17 protein-coding genes are annotated in these 16,952 nt (G+C 39.8%); 8 read left to right on the top strand and 9 right to left on the bottom strand.

Annotated elements, in window-relative coordinates; translation table 11 throughout:
• The first annotated feature begins 103 nt into the window (after positions 1 to 103).
• Positions 104 to 1,234: a ferrochelatase gene (gene hemH, locus KO525_RS17590; protein ID WP_215965135.1), complete on the top strand. Its 1,131-nt coding sequence runs from the start codon at positions 104 to 106 to the stop codon at positions 1,232 to 1,234.
• Positions 1,235 to 1,288: 54 nt separating this feature from the next.
• Entirely contained in the window at positions 1,289 to 2,665 is a 1,377-nt protein-coding gene (locus KO525_RS17585) for a Na+/H+ antiporter NhaC family protein (RefSeq protein ID WP_215965134.1), read from the top strand.
• Positions 2,666 to 2,913: 248 nt separating this feature from the next.
• Here KO525_RS17585 and KO525_RS17580 read toward each other — a convergent pair whose 3' ends face one another.
• The 4 genes from KO525_RS17580 to KO525_RS17565 form a co-directional block, all read right to left on the bottom strand.
• On the bottom strand, positions 2,914 to 4,107 hold the full coding sequence (locus KO525_RS17580; protein WP_215965133.1) for an amino acid aminotransferase: 1,194 nt from the start codon (positions 4,105 to 4,107) through the stop codon (positions 2,914 to 2,916).
• Positions 4,108 to 4,136: 29 nt separating this feature from the next.
• Positions 4,137 to 4,790, bottom strand: a complete 654-nt coding sequence (locus KO525_RS17575; protein WP_252736639.1) for a histidine kinase — start codon at positions 4,788 to 4,790, stop codon at positions 4,137 to 4,139.
• Between the two features lie 95 nt (positions 4,791 to 4,885).
• A complete protein-coding gene (locus KO525_RS17570; RefSeq protein WP_215965131.1) occupies positions 4,886 to 6,559 on the bottom strand; it encodes a fused response regulator/phosphatase in 1,674 nt (557 codons plus the stop codon).
• Between the two features lie 27 nt (positions 6,560 to 6,586).
• Positions 6,587 to 6,892: an STAS domain-containing protein gene (locus KO525_RS17565; RefSeq protein WP_215965130.1), complete on the bottom strand. Its 306-nt coding sequence runs from the start codon at positions 6,890 to 6,892 to the stop codon at positions 6,587 to 6,589.
• A gap of 222 nt (positions 6,893 to 7,114) precedes the next feature.
• Between KO525_RS17565 and KO525_RS17560 the strand changes: the two genes are divergently transcribed.
• From KO525_RS17560 to KO525_RS17550, 3 genes are all read left to right on the top strand, one after another.
• The gene (locus KO525_RS17560; protein ID WP_215965129.1) at positions 7,115 to 7,459 is read left to right on the top strand and encodes a translation initiation factor; all 345 of its coding nucleotides are present in this window, start codon (positions 7,115 to 7,117) and stop codon (positions 7,457 to 7,459) included.
• A 33-nt stretch (positions 7,460 to 7,492) separates the two neighbouring features.
• A complete protein-coding gene (locus tag KO525_RS17555; protein ID WP_215965128.1) occupies positions 7,493 to 8,296 on the top strand; it encodes a response regulator in 804 nt (267 codons plus the stop codon).
• Positions 8,297 to 8,433: 137 nt separating this feature from the next.
• Entirely contained in the window at positions 8,434 to 9,054 is a 621-nt protein-coding gene (locus KO525_RS17550; protein WP_272182681.1) for an FKBP-type peptidyl-prolyl cis-trans isomerase, read from the top strand.
• 88 nt (positions 9,055 to 9,142) lie between these two features.
• On the opposite strand, the gene KO525_RS17545 is transcribed toward KO525_RS17550, so the two are convergent.
• The 4 genes from KO525_RS17545 to KO525_RS17530 form a co-directional block, all read right to left on the bottom strand.
• Positions 9,143 to 10,651: an aminotransferase class V-fold PLP-dependent enzyme gene (locus KO525_RS17545; protein ID WP_215965126.1), complete on the bottom strand. Its 1,509-nt coding sequence runs from the start codon at positions 10,649 to 10,651 to the stop codon at positions 9,143 to 9,145.
• A 154-nt stretch (positions 10,652 to 10,805) separates the two neighbouring features.
• Positions 10,806 to 11,264, bottom strand: coding sequence for an Lrp/AsnC family transcriptional regulator (locus KO525_RS17540; protein WP_215965125.1), 459 nt, complete (start codon positions 11,262 to 11,264; stop codon positions 10,806 to 10,808).
• Positions 11,265 to 11,394: 130 nt separating this feature from the next.
• Complete coding sequence (locus KO525_RS17535) at positions 11,395 to 12,108, bottom strand: DUF3379 family protein (RefSeq protein ID WP_215965124.1); 714 nt, start codon at positions 12,106 to 12,108, stop codon at positions 11,395 to 11,397.
• A complete protein-coding gene (locus KO525_RS17530; RefSeq protein WP_215965123.1) occupies positions 12,101 to 12,667 on the bottom strand; it encodes a sigma-70 family RNA polymerase sigma factor in 567 nt (188 codons plus the stop codon). The genes KO525_RS17535 and KO525_RS17530 overlap by 8 nt, the downstream gene beginning before the upstream one ends.
• 89 nt (positions 12,668 to 12,756) lie before the next feature.
• Between KO525_RS17530 and KO525_RS17525 the strand changes: the two genes are divergently transcribed.
• The 3 genes from KO525_RS17525 (at position 12,757) to KO525_RS17515 (ending at position 15,625) form a co-directional block, all read left to right on the top strand.
• The gene (locus KO525_RS17525) at positions 12,757 to 14,508 is read left to right on the top strand and encodes a lysophospholipid acyltransferase family protein (RefSeq protein WP_215965122.1); all 1,752 of its coding nucleotides are present in this window, start codon (positions 12,757 to 12,759) and stop codon (positions 14,506 to 14,508) included.
• A 1-nt stretch (position 14,509) separates the two neighbouring features.
• Positions 14,510 to 15,244 carry a 1-acyl-sn-glycerol-3-phosphate acyltransferase gene (locus KO525_RS17520; protein WP_215965121.1) on the top strand — a complete coding sequence of 245 codons (735 nt, stop codon included), beginning with the start codon at positions 14,510 to 14,512 and terminating at the stop codon, positions 15,242 to 15,244.
• Between the two features lie 177 nt (positions 15,245 to 15,421).
• Positions 15,422 to 15,625 carry a hypothetical protein gene (locus tag KO525_RS17515; protein WP_215965120.1) on the top strand — a complete coding sequence of 68 codons (204 nt, stop codon included), beginning with the start codon at positions 15,422 to 15,424 and terminating at the stop codon, positions 15,623 to 15,625.
• A 15-nt stretch (positions 15,626 to 15,640) separates the two neighbouring features.
• Here KO525_RS17515 and KO525_RS17510 read toward each other — a convergent pair whose 3' ends face one another.
• The gene (locus KO525_RS17510) at positions 15,641 to 16,945 is read right to left on the bottom strand and encodes an ATP-binding protein (RefSeq protein ID WP_215965119.1); all 1,305 of its coding nucleotides are present in this window, start codon (positions 16,943 to 16,945) and stop codon (positions 15,641 to 15,643) included.
• Between the last annotated feature and the right edge of the window lie 7 nt (positions 16,946 to 16,952).

Here is a 16,952-nt window from a genome sequence, read left to right as displayed (position 1 = left end):
ATATCGGCTTTAGTTTCAATTCCTATAGCGCTTTGAGCATAATATTAATAAGGGTGATCGATATCGAACTTTTATCGTACATAGATAATTTAAGTGAAGTTGCATGAAGTATATTAATTCAGAAAATTATAAACACGAACATGGGGACAAAATTGGCGTTCTTCTTGTTAATCTAGGTACGCCAGAAGCGCCAACTAAGGCGGCTGTAAAGCCTTATTTAAAGCAATTTTTGTCTGATCCCCGTGTAGTCGAAATTCCACGGGTAATTTGGTACATGATCCTAAACGGGATTATTTTACCTTTTCGTTCAAAGCGTTCCGCTCATGCATATCAACAAATTTGGACCGAACAAGGCTCGCCATTATTAGCGAACACAGCGAGTCTTTGCGGCGGTGTTGTTAAACGTATGGCACAAAAACACCCAAACCTAGTGGTCGATTTTGCTATGCGTTATGGCAAACCCGATATGGAAAGTAAATTGCAATCATTATTGGATAAAGGGGCGACTAAACTCATTGTTTTACCTTTATATCCTCAGTATTCAGCGACAACGACTGGCTCAACGTTTGACGAAATAGCGCGTTTGTTTTCAAAGCGTCGCTGGTTTCCAGAATTACGGTTTGTGAACCAATATCACGATGATCCTAATTATATTGAGGCATTGGCCAATAAAGTGAAAGCGCATTGGCAGCAACATGGCAAGGCAGAAAAGCTCGTATTGTCTTTTCATGGGATCCCAAAACGGTTCTGGTTAAATGGTGATCCCTATGTTTGCCAATGTTTTAAAACAGCGAGATTGTTAGCTGAAAAATTGGAACTTAAAAAAGATGAAATGCTAACGTGTTTTCAGTCTCGATTTGGAAAAGCGGAATGGGTGCAACCTTATCTAGAAGGTACGTTAAAAGCGTTGCCTGGCAAAGGCGTAAAGTCAGTGCAAGTATTTAGCCCTGGTTTTTCCGTGGATTGTCTGGAAACACTTGAAGAAATTGCAGTAGAAAACAAAGAGTATTTTGAAGACGCTGGCGGTGAACGTTTTCAATATATTCCCTGTTTAAATGACGATGAGTCTCATGTTGACATGATAATGAATGTTATTGAACGTCATGCAAGCGGTTGGGACCTAGCGGATGGTCAATCGCCAGAAGCGCATGCAGAGGCTAATGCAAACCTGCGTCAAAGCGTTATTGATAAAGAAGAAGAACTTTCTCAAATTTCGTCAGTCACGAGCGTTTAGTAAGTAGGCGCTCTTAATACATAATAATAAGTCTAATCGAGTGAAAATTACATTATGACAAATGACCTCTCAATTCTGTCGTCAAATAAAGATAAAGGTTCAGCAATTGCCTTATTACCCTTAGCTTTCTTTGTCGCTATCTTTTTGGGGACAGGCATTGCATTGCATTTACAAGGCGTGGCATATGCGTTTTATCAATTGCCTGCACCTGTCGCCATTATTCCGGCTATTATCCTCGCCTTAATGCTTGACCGAACACGTCAAAGACAGGCAAATAATGGTTTGTTAGTCGCGCCATTGGAAACCAGTTTGAATTCATTTATTGAGGGCATGGGGAATAATAAAGTTATTACTATGTGCTTGATTTATTTGCTTGCCGGGGCGTTTTCATCGGTGGCAAAGATCACGGGTGGTGTCGATGCCGTTGTCGCTTTAGGCCTTGATTTAATTCCGGGTCAACTGGTCGTTGCTGGGTTATTTATAATATCGGCCATCATAGCAACGGCAATGGGGACAAGTATGGGGACAATTGGTGCGGTAGCGCCAATTGCCGTAGGTGTAGTTAGTGCCACAGATATTGACCCTGCATTTTTAGCCGGCGCTGTAGTGGGTGGCGCAATATTTGGAGATAACTTAAGTTTTATTTCTGATACAACTATCGCGGCAACAAAAACGCAGGGCGCTGAGCTGAAGGATAAATTTAAAGAAAACCTAAGATTTGCATTACCCGCCGCAATTATTTGTTTGGTTATTTATAGTTTTGCGTTGGACTCACAGGTGACAGAGTTACCGAGTCAGGTGGATTCAAATTGGATCTTAGCCTTACCTTATTTCCTAATTATTGTATTGGCAATTTTAGGTGTTAACGTATTTGCGGTATTGTTATTAGGTACTGTTTTATCGGCTTTGAGCGGCGCAGTTTTTGCTGATTACGAGCTAGCTAATTTGGGTAAAGATATTTATGCCGGTTTTAGTGCGATGCAGGAGATATTCTTACTCGGGTTGTTAATAGGTGGTTTAAGCCAATTGATGAAAGTGCAGGGTGGTTTAGGGTTCTTAGTCAGAAAAATAGAGAGCTTTACGCAACGGTTTGCCAGTGAAACGAACAAATACGCCAATAAATTTGCAATAGGTGGATTGGCTTTCATTACCAATTTAGCCGTGGCAAACAATACCGTGTCAATTATCGTTACCGGTGATACAGCGAAACAGTTAGCTGAAGACGCTAAGATCTCTCCTAAACAAAGTGCAAGCTTACTTGATATCTTCAGTTGTATAGCTCAGGGCATCGTTCCTTATGGCGCTCAGGCACTTTTGGCTGCTGCGTCATTTAGTATCTCACCGGTCGAAGTTGTCACAAATGTTTGGTACTGTTTTATTCTGGCACTGGTAACTATTGTTCTGTTGTTTTGGAAAAACGGCGAGAGCTAGTAATTAGGATTACGACTTTGTTGTCAGTTGCATTTAGAGGCTCTTATCTAGAGCCTTTTTTATTCCTGGTAATTACTCAATGCCATTTGATACATCTAAAGGTTATCTCAATTACCAACTATTAAATTGTTGAGTGCTAGCTGAGAAAGATGTCTGACGTGAGAATATCTTTATGGTGGCATGTTTTTTTGAAAAAAAAACCGCAACAATTAAATGTTACGGTTTTGATTTACAGTAAATAATGGCGCTTATTTATTAAGTACAGCCGCCAGTGATTCTGCTAAGTAATTTGCATTGGTGTCGTTAACACCGGCAACATTCACTCGGCTTGAACCGACGATATAAATGCTGTAATCAGTTTTTAATGTGTTGATGGCCGCTTTATCTATTCCTAAGAATGAGAACATACCATTTTGGTTTGCAATGAAATCAAAGTTTCCAGGGACACCTTTCTCAGCAAATTTCGTTGCGATAAAGCTACGAAGTCCGTTAATGCGTTCACGTTTCTCGTTTAACTCTTGATGCCACAATGCGGTTAAATCTTGGCTGCCCAAAATAGTGGCAACAATATCAGCACCGTGTGCAGGAGGCATAGAGTAGATTGCGCGAATAACATTTAATGTATTGCTAAATGTAATTTCTGTTTTAATCGCGTCACGACCCACAATGCTGATTGCACCGATACGTTCACGGTACAAACCAAAGTTCTTAGAACATGAAGAACAAACAATCATTTGCTCAACTTGATCTGCTAATAAGCGAATACCAGCAGCGTCTTCTTCTAAACCAGAACCAAATCCTTGATATGCAGAGTCGATTAAGAAAGTGAATTTTTGCTGTTTTGCGATATCAGCAACGGTTTGCCACTGCTCGATATTAAGATCCATACCACTTGGATTGTGGCAACATGCATGGAATAAAACCACATCACCTTCTGGAACTTTGCTTAGTGTTTCAACCGTTTCGTTAAATTTAAGACCCATAGTGTCAAAATCAAAATATGGGAATTCTTCAACTTTTAAACCAGCTGCTTTGAATATGCTTAAGTGGTTTGCCCATGTTGGGTTGGTTACCCAAATGGTCGCATCTGGATTTGCACGTTTGATTAATTCAGCTGCAACTCTTAGCGAACCTGTTCCGCCAGGGGTTTGTGCGGTCTTTACGCGTGATGACTCAATGATTTGATGCTCACCAAAAATCAACTGAGTAATAAGTGAATTAAAATCCGCGTTACCCGCTAAACCTAAATACGATTTAGATGTTTCGTTTTCAAGACGAAACGCTTCTGCTTTTTTTACTGACTTTAAAACTGGCGTATTGCCAACTTCGTCTTTATAAACACCGACGCTTAAATCAACTTTTTTAGGGTTTGGATCAGCTTTAAATTCGGCCATTAAACCAAGAATAGGATCGGTAGGAACGGGTTGTAATTGATCAAACATGATGTCTCACTTAACTGTTATTCGGTTGATTAATTTAATTTTGAGTTTGAAAAAAGGTGGCCTAGCACCTCGCAAACAACTTCAAATACGGCTTGTTTGTCCGCGTCAAAGCTATCTGTACTAAAACATTCTGCGTCGATGATACCAATAATGTGGTCTGTACAGCCAGACCCATCGTTGACCTTTTTTAAACTATTTGGTGATAAAATAGGCCAACATAGTTCACTTTTCACTTTTGGGTCGCAGGTATAGTATTCTCCGCCGTCAGCGACGTACTTTTGGACATCATTAATTGTCCGTTTTTCACCATAAAGCCCAACAAAACTATTGTTGCTGATAGTTGCAAATTCAGGTGTTAATGGGAATTCAGCACGGCTTGGTTCACCAAAATAAGCCAATTTTGTTAATACTTTCTGGTCGTTATTATCAGAGCGTGTTATGTAAACCCCAAACCAGTCAACGGCCGTTTTGTATTTGACCCAGTCAACAACTGCTTGAACTTGTTTAACTAATACTAACTGCTGAGTGTTTAATACATTCGTTAAATCAAAAGGTTCGGCTGCGAGTTCGCCAAATAACGAACAGCTACCCCCTTCACCTAGCATAGGCACTGCATACTGGGTGATCAGATTAACAGGGTGATTTTCAAGCCAAGTAAGTAACTCATTTTTTAATTCAAGCATTAGCATCATTCTTTATTTTGGGTGTTTAGCCGTCTAAACGTAAGGAATGCTAACTTGAGAAAACCGATATGTAAACCATTTTTGGTATGTTGATGTTAATTTATTGATCTAATTGGGGAGTTAAGTTTATAAGCAACGTGTACTTGGTTACCTTTTTCATTGTAATTAACAAACTCAGCAAGCTCATGTAACAACATATTGCCTCTGCCGTGCTCTAATTCACATTCAAAATCGAAGTCATTGTCTTCCGCAATAAATCCGTCGCCACTGTCGGTAACAATAATATGAACTGAGCATTCAGCGGGCTCGTAATTAATGGCAATTTTGATTTGGCCTTCATTGAGTCGTTCTAATCTCTCAATTCTTAAACTGTAATATTCCATAAAGCCATCGTCAGTGTCTTTGATTTTGGAGTCAAGGCCCAACAAACCATGATCCACAGCATTATTATACGCTTCTGACAGTAACAAAAAGAGTGTTGAGCGATGTAAGCCCGCGCCTTTTATTTGCGCAATTAAATCGACAACTTCGGCAACAGGGTCTGTCGATTTTATTTGTTCAACATTTAAATCCAAATTAATGACAAGTGGTAATGTGGAGAAATGGTTATCCCACTCATCTTCATTTGAGTTAATTGCTGCACAACGAAGCGATAAAATTGAAATGTCGTCGTCTTGTTCTGCTTCGCCACGAAATTCATTGAGGGAGTCGACGATCTGTGCAATTGAATTGTTGTTAACGTCGTTTATTAAGTGTTCGAGCCTATCATAACCGAACATTTCTTGGTTTTGATTAAACGATTCAACTACGCCGTCTGTCGCCATATAAAGTTTGTCAGAGACGGAAACCGAATAATTTTCGACGGCTAAGTCAAATTCGACATTGTCAAGAATACCAAGGGCCATATGCTGAGATGCGATAGTTTGCTTTATGCCACTTAGGTCATCAACTAAATACATATCTGGCGTGCCACCTGCCCATATCGATAAGCTTTTACCTTGACTGCTTAACTCAATAAGGGCCGCTGCACAAAACATATCGTCGGGCAGTAGTGTGAGTAAAATATCATTGATTTCACACGCTATGTCACCAACCGATAAGCCTTTTTGTGTCATTGAATAAAAGGTTCGTGAGACTGGTAACGTTCCCACTGCAGAAGAGAGTCCGTGACCTGTGAAGTCACCCATCATCACATATAAGTTACCTGTTGGGCCGAGCGCAACCAGCATAATATCGCCGTTAAACATAGATGCTGGCGACAAGTGGTATTCAAGTAAGTGAGGAACTTTGTAATTGCCTTCAAGGGCTCGGTTAAATATATGTTCGACAATTTGGTGTTCGCGCTCAGTTTTTAGTCGATAGAAATCAAGCTGCTTTTTCTGTTCGAATGTTTTAATACTCAGAGCACGGATCCGAGAATGAGCCTGAATTTTTGCCTGTAGTATAACCCGGTCAAATGGTTTGTTAAGGAAGTCATCACCGCCTACTTCAAGGCAATGTTTTAAACTGTCTTGGTCGTCCAATGCGGTAATAAAAATAATTGGCAAGTAAACTTCTTTCGACAGTTCTTTTAACTTTGGTGCCGTTGAATACCCATCTAAAATCGGCATAACAACGTCGAGCAACACTAAATCAGGAGATTCTTGTTTAAAAACACTGATAGCTTCGATGCCATTTTCGGCTAAAACAACAGTGAAGCCCTCATGCTCTAGCATGTGCTTAAGTAAACTGCGATTTAGTTCTTGGTCGTCAACTACCAGTACTTTCAATGTTGTTCAGCCGGTTAATACACGTTTTTAATCAATATCAAACTTTTTATCAAAGCGAGATATCTGCAATATTTTCTTAATTTGTGGTCGACAATTTGAGATTTTGATATTTGGAATACTGCTGCCTAGAGATTTTTGCATATTGAGCAACATGCCAAGAGCAGAACTATCCATATATTCAGTTTCACGTAAATCAACAACAACGCAATTTAGTTTTCTATCTATGTCAGAATAAGCGCTTCGAAACGACTGAACTAAATTAAAATCAAATTTTCCTTTGATCTGGATTGTAAAGGTTTGACCATCTGGCGAAGTAGAGGTGGTTAAACTCATTATTAAAGCTCCTAGTTTTATGTTTTACATTTCTATAATTGCTTGAGATTAGAGGAAAACTTCAAGGAAATGCATGTCCAAGTTAATTTCTTAACCTTAGATTCAAGATTAATCTGTGATCCTACAAAAATCCAGTGAATGTACTGAATTAGTTTTAATTGTTTTTAATAATAGTTGAAAATGGTAAATTTCCGTCAAGTTAATTGAAATGATAGAGGTCATATGGCTGACTGGCAAAATCAGTTAAGTAAACTAGTCTACTCTACAGACAGTGGAAAAATTGAAGATAAAAAACCGACAAATGTACAAGTCGGAGAAGTATATAAAGACGGATTTGTTCGAATTTCTCGTGAAACAAAAGGTCGTAAAGGCAAAGGTGTCATGATCATCACAGGAATACAACTTCCAGCAGATGAATTCAAAAAGCTTGCTCAAACACTGAAGAAAAAATCGGGTACCGGTGGTGCCGTTAAAGATGATCAAATTGAAATCCAAGGTGACGACCGAAACAAGTTGCAGTCGATCCTAGAGGACATGGGTTATAAATGTAAGATTTCGGGCGGTTAACACCTGACGTCGTCGTATTATGAGATCAATTAAATGAATGAATTATCACCGCAAGACTTATCAATACTATTAATCGAACCGTCACCAACACAGCAAAAATTCATCGCCAGACAAATGCAGCAAGAAGACATTGTTAATATTGAATTTGCCAGTGATATAAAAAGTGCCAAAACGTATTTAGCAAATCATCATCCAGATTTAATAACAAGCGCAATGTACTTTGACGATGGGACGGCATTGGAATTTGTTCGAGAGCTAAAAAGTGACGAGCACACAGCAGACATACCGTTTATGTTGGTTTCTAGTGAGTGTCGAAAGGAGCAACTCGAGGCGTATCGTCAAAGTGGCGTCATCGCTATTTTACCTAAACCCTTTACCCCAGAACATTTGGGAACGGCTATAAACGCGACATTAGATATCCTAAGTGCAGAAGAACTTGAGTTGTCTTTCTTTGATGTTAAGTCACTGAGAGTATTAGTGGTTGATGACAGTCGTTTTGCTCGTAAGTTTGTCTCCCGTGTCTTAAATAGTTTGGGTATTGAAAAAATAACAGAAGTTGCCGATGGCAAAGAGGCGATTGATACGATTAAAGAACATATGTTTGATCTTGTCGTGACAGATTACAATATGCCAGAAGTGAACGGTAAAGAGTTGACGGAATATATACGTAATGAAAGTGAGCAAAGCCACATTCCTGTTTTGATGGTCAGTTCGGAATCAAATGAAGCGCATCTCGCTAATATTGAAAAATCAGGTGTAAATGCGATGTGTGATAAGCCGTTTGAACCTGAAAATGTCAAAAAGATTTTGTACAGTTTATTGGAAGGAGAAGAATAAAGTTCAAGAGGAATGCATTGAATTGGGCTTTCACTGACAAGTATCGTTAACAAGATGGATAATTTCCCCTCTAAGCATGGCGATTTTAGTTCAATATGGTAGTATCCCCGCTTTATTTTTTTAATTGATAGAGAAGCATTATGTCTCAATATTCTACTGTAGAACTACAGGCTAGTTATGGTATCGGTCGTCAAATTGGCGATCAAGTTGCAAGCAACCCTTTTGAAGGTCTTGACGCTAACGCAGTTGCGCAAGGTGTTATGGACGCATTAAACGGCGCTGAGTTTGCTGTTGAAGTTGAAGATTTACGTGAAGCATTTGGCGTAATCAACGAACGTATGCAAGCTGCTCAAGCAGAGCAAGCAAAAGAAGCATCTGCAGAAGGTCAAACTTTCTTAGATGAAAATGCAAAACGTGATGAAGTAACCGTAACTGAATCTGGTCTTCAATACGAAGTTTTAGTTGCAGGCGAAGGCGAAAAACCAACTGCGGCAAGCACAGTTAAAACTCACTACCATGGCACACTAGTTAACGGTACTGTGTTTGACAGTTCTTATGACCGTGGTCAACCGGCTGAATTTCCAGTTGGTGGCGTAATTAAAGGTTGGACTGAAGCATTACAACTAATGTCTGTTGGTTCAAAATGGCGTTTAGCAGTACCTTATGAGCTAGCTTATGGCGAGCAAGGTGCAGGCGGCGCGATTGGTCCTTTCCAAACACTAATTTTTGATGTTGAATTACTAGAAATCATTGCGTAATTTAGCTTTAAATTGATTGTGAAATGGCAGTCATTGGCTGCCATTTTTTTTGCTTATTTGTCCGCTTTTTACTTTTCAAAGTATGATATTAAGTACGTTGCAAGAACCGACTTAACCAATTGTCCGGTTGTTGTTTTGGCATCGGATCAAAGTCGGCAATGTTTATGATAGAGGACGTGCTTTCCACAATTGGAATATAGTCCGCTGTTAGCGGATCAAATCGATAATCTTGTTGCCATTGTTGGGCATTTTTGACAATTTCATTTACCGCTTGAACAATAAAACGAGCTTCTGCATCGGTTGATGTTGGGTGCAAGGACACTCTTATCCAACCTGGTTTCGCAGATAAGTCGCCCTGATCGATTTGACCGGTTATATTACCCGATGTTGACTTGTCGACATTTAATAAAATATGACCGTAGGTGCCAGCACAACTGCAACCCCCACGACTTTGAATGCCAAATCTGTCGTTGAGTAATCTCACCATTAAGTTGTAATGCATATCTTTAACATAAAAAGAAACAATGCAGAGTCTGTCTTTGATGTCGCCTTCAAGTAAACCCACTCCGTCTATATTTGCTAAGCCATTCAACAAAATGTTGGTCAATTGTTGTTCTCGCTGATGGATTTTGTCAGTGCCCATTTGGTCTTTGAGTTTGATTGCTAGAGCAACTTTAATTGTTTGTAAAAATCCTGGAGTGCCGCCGTCTTCTCTCACTTCAACGTCGTCGTAAAACCCTTGTTGGCCCCATGGATTGGTCCAGGTCACTGTCCCGCCGCCCGGTTGGTCGGGGATTTTATTGCCGTACAAGGCTTTATCAAAAACTAAAATGCCACTACTGCCTGGGCCACCTAAAAATTTGTGAGGCGAAAAGAAAATAGCATCTAGCTTTTGTTCAGGGTCAGATGGATGCATATCGATGTCGACATACGGCGCAGAGCAGGCAAAATCGACAAAACAAAGACCGCCGTGTTGATGCATAATTTTGGCCATCAAATGGTAATCGGTTTTAATGCCAGTCACGTTACTACAGGCAGTAAATGAGCCTATCTTAAGTGTGCGTTGTTTGTAGATCTCAAGCTGCTGCTTTAAGTCTTGGATACAAGGTTTGCCATCGGCGCCTTTCGCTAAGATAACCACGTCAACTTCACAGGCATTCCACGTTGTTTGATTAGAATGATGTTCCATATGCGTGATAAATACCACAGGGCGTAAATTGGATTCAGCGGCAAGAGTTTTAAATCGTTCTGGTACTCGCAGACCTAGCATACGTTGTAATTTATTTACGACCGTGGTCATGCCTGAACCAGCACTGATAAGCGCGTCATTCGCGCTGGCATTTACGTGGCGCTTTATTATTTGCTGCGCGTCGTGGTAGGCGCGGGTCATTGTGGAACCCGTTAAGTTTGTTTCTGTATGAGTATTAGCGACATAGGGACCAAGTTGCTCAACAAGGAAAGTTTCTATTGGTTGATATAGGCGACCGCTAGCCGTCCAGTCGGCATAGACCACATCCCGCTTTGTATTATTAAAATCTACGTTAAGGTCGTGGCCAATTATGTGTTGTCTGAATTGGTTGAAATATTGTTCGAGCATAAGAGTATCCGCTTGTTAAAACTGACACCATTATATCGAGCATGTAGGAAATGATTTTTCTATTACTTCTATTTATTGGCTAAAGGTTGGTAATTAATCCCACAAAAGTAATAACTTTTGGAATAAAAAACTATATATGCGCTACTTGTTAAAACTAACAGTAATTGAGTGGGATCTCTGTGGTGTATTTCATTTGCTCCATCGCAAAACTGGAACTGACATCGCTAAATCCAGCTTGGCTGATAAGTCGCTTATAAAATTCATCATAGGCTTTCATGTCTGGCACTAACACTTTTAGTAGGTAGTCCGTATCACCACTCATGCGATAAAACTCAGTGATCTCGGGGGCGGTTTCGGCAAAGTTGTGAACATTTTTAATCCAATCGGCATTATGTTGATTGGTTTTTAAGTTCACAAATACGGTGAGTCCAACATTTAGTTTCTCTGAATCAAGCAGGGCAACTCGTTTACGGATAATACCATTTTGCTCGAGTTGCTGAATACGACGCCAACAAGGGGTCTGGCTTAACCCTATTTTGTCAGATATTTCTGCGAGAGATAAGGCTCCATTAGTTTGTAAAAGTGACAGAATGTGACGGTCAAAGTTGTCCATTTATTTACCCAATGCAAAAAAGATGTGAAGGCCATTATGACCTCCATCGTATTGTAATTTTCCAACGTCCTGATATTTTTGCAAATAACGTTTCGGCATGGAATAGAAATCGTTTTTTATGTGTAACAAATTATATAGTTTGCCATTTTATTGCTTTATTGATCTTATTTGACCAATCGCCTAGGTTTTCATTATCTTTTTTAGTAATGATCACGACATTTGCCGATTGAGCAACTATGGTCTCACCATTAAAATCAAGGCTGCTAAAATGTTTTCTAATGGCCAGTTTCGCGTCACTTGGAACAACAAACACTGTCACATCTCCCTGAGTACCCGCTAAAACTAAATGCAAACTTCTTGTGCCATCAAAATCACAGAAATTGGCAAATTTTATTGGTGCAATCGGCGCATCAATATGCCCACCAAAACTGGCTAACTTGGCGTTTAATTGGCCTAATGTATAGTCAGCAGAAGACGGAATATGCGTCATTTCTTCAGTCATATGGGCTAAAGCATGGTCACTTATCGAGTCAAATCTAGGACTTACACCACCTAATTGCAAAGAGATACCGATTGCAAAAGCGAACCCAGCGGCTATCGCTAAATGAACTCGGTGTTTCTTTTTCTCGGCTCTTTGAATAGCTAAAGATTGGCCAAGGAAAATTCGTTCAGCTAAATTATCTGGCACTGGCACTTCTAGAACATTTTTAATTTGTTCATCTAATTGCTGTATTTCAGATTTAAAACGAGCTTTAGCAGGGTCCGAAGCACAGGCATTTGAAATTTCTTGTGCATTGTCGTTAGGATCGGCATAAAGTCTACGCCTGAAATTTAACTCATCCATTTTCAGCCCCTCTAAATTGTTGCTTGTTTTCTAAAGCGTCCTTAAGTTGATTTCTCGCCCTAAATAATCTTGTCATTACCGTATTTCGGTTTAGCTCTAAAATATCCGCTATTTCATCACCACTAAAACCCCCGATAACCTGCAATATCAGTGGTTCACGATACTCTTCACCCAGTTTATTAATATGTCGTTGTAAAAGGTGGTTTTCCATTTCTTGCTCAGTAGAAGTTGATATATGATCTTCAACTTGATGATCTTCGATATCAACGAGGTCAAATTGTTTACGCTCAAAACGTCGCGCGTTTTCCCGTCGTAGGATGGTAATTAGCCAAGCTTTGGCGGCATTTTGGTCTTTTAGTGACTCAAGTGACTTCCACGCACGAAGAAAAGTCTCCTGGACCAGGTCTTCTGCTATAGAAGGGTCGTGGCAAAGCCAATATCCATAACGATATAGGTCAGTGCTATAAGCCTTAACTAAAGATTCATATGTTCGTTGTTTTGTTTTCATGTCTAATAAGACCTGAGAACCTCGGAAAAAATTTCCCATAAATTTCGTCATATTGTTTGATTCTGCTTAATGATAGACTAGCTTTTCTAGGGCTTATTCACAACGCATTGAATTTAAAACTTAAAACTATGGAAAAAAAAGTGCATTCAACCATTTCATTAAGTGTAATTTTTAAAGAAAAATCGACTGGATTCGTAAATAAGCTGCTAATAAAAATAGGGGATTACCTGTTAGGACTTAATAAGTTACAAAAATTTTATAGCAACAGTAACTTACCTGGTTTAGCAGCCGAACTATTTTGTGACGAATTAGTACGGATGCAAAATCGCCCCCTAACAAATACTCAGTTATTGACGGAGGTCGTGCCAAATACTGGTTCCCTAATTGTTGTTTGTAACCACCCCCATGGTTGCATTGAGGGCGTTGCACTTGCCGGTGCATTAAGAAAACGCCGCTCAGACGTCAAAGTGTTGGCCAACAAAGGCTTGGCGATGTTTCAAGAGCTACACGAGTTATTTATTTTTATCGACCCGCTAAATCCATCGGATCCAAGTAATTTAAAAGGCATTCGAGAATGTAAAAAACACCTCAATAATGGCGGCGTTTTACTGATTTTTCCAGCCGGTAAAGTCAGTTATTATCGCCCTGAAAAACAACGTATTTGCGATGGGGAGTGGAACCGGTTGCCCGGGGCGTTAGCTCGCGCCACAGATAGTCCTGTATTGCCAATCCATATTAGCGGACACAATAGTGACTTTTTTATCACTATGGGGCGTATTTATTATCGGTTCAAATTGTTGATGTTGTTTCGAGAAATGATGCATCTAAAAAACAAGCCTCTTGAACTCAGTGTCGGTCGCATACTGCCAACAAAGTTGTTGGCTAAGTGTGGAGATGAAGCTCAAATCACGGCATTTCTTCGTGCACAATGTTATTGCTTAGATCCTCAATTTAACGCCACGTGGTCAGCTGATTCAGCCCAACAATTTGCCGATTTAAATGCACCTGTGCCCGGACAAGTATTAGCGAGTGAAATAAATTCATTACCTAACTCACAGCATCTCGCTGATTATAAAAAGTTTCGCGTTTCATACGCATCGCTACACCAAGCGCCAAATGTCGTGAAGGACATTACTCGTTTGCGAGAGAAAGTATTTCGACTTTATGATGAAGGCTCCGGTGAAAGTGCCGATGGCGATGAATTTGATAAAACATACCTGCATTTATTTATTTTCGATACAGAAGAACAAGAAATAATAGGTGCTTATCGTATGGGACAAAGCGATAAACTTATCCCAGAGTTTGGGCTTAAGGGCATGTATTTATCTCGTATGTTTAAATTTTCCCCAGAGTTTATTAACCAACAGCAACCTTGCTTAGAGATGGGAAGGTCATTTATTGTTCCAGAACATCAGCGAAGTTTTTATGGCCTATTTTTATTGTGGCGTGGTATTGGAGAGTTTGTTGTTCGTCATCCTCAATATAGGATCTTGTATGGCACGGTTTCGTTAAGTAAATTATATCGACCATTAAGTGTGGAATGCATTAGTAAGTTAGCGTTGAACCCTTGCTCAAATGTATCAGCGAAGGTACCCTTTGCGCCGGTAAATAACCCTGAGCTCGATGACTATATTGCAGAAACTTCGGATACCGGTAATTTATTGTCAATATTAGTTCAAGGTATAGAACAAGACGGTAAAGATGTTCCGATATTAATGAAACAATACAATAAGTTAGCAGCACGGTTTTATTGTATTGGCATCGACAAAAATTTTAATGACACTCCAGGCTTATTGTTAAGTGTGGATATGAGCAAAGCGCCCCATAAGGCATTAAAGCAATATCTGGCCGAAGGGTTAGAGCAATATTTGAATTATAAAAAAGGTAGTTAACATGCGAGCAAATCGATTTGCACAGATCTTTAGTTTTTCTGTGATGTCGACATTAAAAATAGTGACTTGGCCCTTTTATCGCTTTGAAAACAAGTGGATTAGTGAGCAAAGCTATGAAGCATTTGATGACGTAAAATTGGTGGTCTTGCTAAATCATACAAGCCTCTATGAGACATTATTTGTGAGATTAGCCCCGTTTCGTTTTTTGTGGCGAATTGCTAGACATATGTTAGTTCCGGTTGCCGACATCACCACAAACCGACCTATCGTTGGTGCGTTTTTCCACGCACTTGTGCCTGGAGTTGTGCCGATTAGTCGTCGTAGAGATGAGTCTTGGAACAATTTTTTAGAGTCGATTAATGAGGAAGCTATTGTCGCTATTTTACCTGAAGGTCGGATGCGACGCCAAGACGGGAAGGACAAACATGGGAAACCTATGTCTGTTCGTTCAGGCATAGCTGATATCATTGAAAAAATTGACCGTGGCAATATTCTATTTGTTTACAGCGGTGGGTTGCACCATATTCAAGTTCCTGGACAGCGCTTTCCTAAGTTGTTTAAAAAAATAAAAACCCACATGGAAGTTGTCTCGATAGAAGAATATAAAAAGGCGTTATATCAGCCTGCAGCCAATAGCCGTAAAATTGCTTTTGTACGAGATATTCAATCGCGCCTTGAAAAACTAACCCCTTATTGTGAGCAGCAACCGTATAATAAGCAAAAGCCAGAATCGTAAAATTACGTTAGTCACTAAAGAAATCGGTGTGCTGGTGTTTTAAATGTAACGTTTATTTAAACGAAAATATAATTGAACTTGCCTAGCGAGATGTTGTCATACGATGGAAATTGCAGCTCTAATAAAAATAATAATTATCAATAGTATATAGATAAAACTGACTCGGGAAACAGAAATATGAGCGACCTTAAAGGTAGCATTGACAGGATAAAGGCAGCATCTAAAACCTTGGAAAATAGCATCAAAAAGCCTGAAACCAGCGAACACTATATGCAGTCTTTGCATGATGTATTAACTGAAATAAATTCTGGTGTTGAGCAACTAAAAAATGGCGTTCTGTCCGATGTGAATTCGCCAATTAAGCTAAAATCAAACAGTTAATTTTTGGCTTAATAATTAGTGGTTTCTCTGATTTCCAATCGGCATTGTTAATATAAAACGCGCACCCTTTTTAGTATTTTCCGCCACAATAATCTCGCCACCGTGCCAGGAGATTATTTTATCAGCAATAGACAAACCTAAGCCAAATCCGCCACCTAGTTTATTCCGACTGTTTTCTAAACGCGTAAATGGACTAAATATTTGTTGCCGTTGATCTGGCGAGATCCCAGGACCATCGTCATCTATTATTATGGTCAATAGCTCGTCTAACGTCACTGTGATATCTAAAGCTGTTCGGGCATAACGCAAGCCGTTGACAATAATATTTTGTATTGCACGTTCTAGTAAATGACCGTCACATAAACAGGATACTGGTCCTGATATTTGAACACCAATAGGTACGTCACTGGTGCGCTGAAGTTTTTCAACGAGGTTTTCTATCAGTTGGTTGATATTAACTTCTTCAATTGTTAATGGTGAAGATACGGTATCTAAGCGACCATACGTAAGCATTTCGTCAATAAGGCGTTCAATTTCTTCTATATCACTTAACATTTCACCCGTTAATTCAACTTGGTCATCAGGTGATTGGTTGGCGCCTTTCATTATAGCTATCGAAAACTTGAGACGAGCGAGGGGGGTTCGAATATCGTGGCTAATGGCGTGGGTCATTTGTTTTTGCAAAGAGATTAGTTCCACTATGGTATGAGACATACGACTCAGGGTTTTACCAAGAGGATATACCACAGAGCGCGAACTCAATGGGTTACTGAGTGCGGTTGTATCAGAGCTAAATTGTTCGGTAAGCCGGGTTAATTTATTGATGTCGGTCCATAGCGGTCGTGTCCAAATGAGTATGAGTCCGGCCAGTAAGGTGTAGGAAATAAAAGTGAGCAGAAAAGACGTTGAAAGAGGGTTTTGATTGTCTAGTGCGTAGTCACCGGTAATGTCTATTTTGTAAATTGTTGGTAGGGTTGCCACGACATAAACAACTAATAAGCCTTGTTGGTCAAACAAATGAACCGCTTGCCCTGCCTTTAATTGTGCCATTTGACTTGGTGCAAACGCGAAGTCGTCAATGGAATGTTGACTATAAGCTGCAAATTCACTTTGATTTAATCGAGCCAGTTGTTCTGATTGTGAGTATTCACTCACCAACTTAATATTTCCTGCTGCTAATTGCGCTAGCGCATTAAGTTCTTTGTTTTTAAGGGACTGTTGAGTGCTTTGTAGTTCCTGCCAAACATATTCACTGGCCCAGTTTATAATGAGTAAACCTAAGGTAATAACTATGTATAGGCTAAAGAACAATCTCCGCATGACGACC

The organism is Psychrosphaera sp. B3R10 (assembly GCF_018861025.1).
GTDB lineage: Bacteria > Pseudomonadota > Gammaproteobacteria > Enterobacterales > Alteromonadaceae > Psychrosphaera > Psychrosphaera algicola.
This window is presented reverse-complemented; position numbering and strand designations above follow the sequence as displayed.

What these genes read in the sequence shown, in the direction of transcription:
- KO525_RS17515 (WP_215965120.1), top strand. Translation starts at nt 15,422, where the DNA reads ATGAGCGACCTTAAAGGTAGCATTGACAGGATAAAGGCAGCATCTAAA.
- hemH (WP_215965135.1), top strand. Translation starts at nt 104, where the DNA reads ATGAAGTATATTAATTCAGAAAATTATAAACACGAACATGGGGACAAA.
- KO525_RS17580 (WP_215965133.1), bottom strand. Translation starts at nt 4,107, where the DNA reads ATGTTTGATCAATTACAACCCGTTCCTACCGATCCTATTCTTGGTTTA.
- KO525_RS17530 (WP_215965123.1), bottom strand. Translation starts at nt 12,667, where the DNA reads ATGACGAAATTTATGGGAAATTTTTTCCGAGGTTCTCAGGTCTTATTA.
- KO525_RS17535 (WP_215965124.1), bottom strand. Translation starts at nt 12,108, where the DNA reads ATGGATGAGTTAAATTTCAGGCGTAGACTTTATGCCGATCCTAACGAC.
- KO525_RS17560 (WP_215965129.1), top strand. Translation starts at nt 7,115, where the DNA reads ATGGCTGACTGGCAAAATCAGTTAAGTAAACTAGTCTACTCTACAGAC.
- KO525_RS17575 (WP_252736639.1), bottom strand. Translation starts at nt 4,790, where the DNA reads ATGCTTGAATTAAAAAATGAGTTACTTACTTGGCTTGAAAATCACCCT.
- KO525_RS17520 (WP_215965121.1), top strand. Translation starts at nt 14,510, where the DNA reads ATGCGAGCAAATCGATTTGCACAGATCTTTAGTTTTTCTGTGATGTCG.
- KO525_RS17545 (WP_215965126.1), bottom strand. Translation starts at nt 10,651, where the DNA reads ATGCTCGAACAATATTTCAACCAATTCAGACAACACATAATTGGCCAC.
- KO525_RS17565 (WP_215965130.1), bottom strand. Translation starts at nt 6,892, where the DNA reads ATGAGTTTAACCACCTCTACTTCGCCAGATGGTCAAACCTTTACAATC.
- KO525_RS17510 (WP_215965119.1), bottom strand. Translation starts at nt 16,945, where the DNA reads ATGCGGAGATTGTTCTTTAGCCTATACATAGTTATTACCTTAGGTTTA.
- KO525_RS17585 (WP_215965134.1), top strand. Translation starts at nt 1,289, where the DNA reads ATGACAAATGACCTCTCAATTCTGTCGTCAAATAAAGATAAAGGTTCA.
- KO525_RS17555 (WP_215965128.1), top strand. Translation starts at nt 7,493, where the DNA reads ATGAATGAATTATCACCGCAAGACTTATCAATACTATTAATCGAACCG.
- KO525_RS17540 (WP_215965125.1), bottom strand. Translation starts at nt 11,264, where the DNA reads ATGGACAACTTTGACCGTCACATTCTGTCACTTTTACAAACTAATGGA.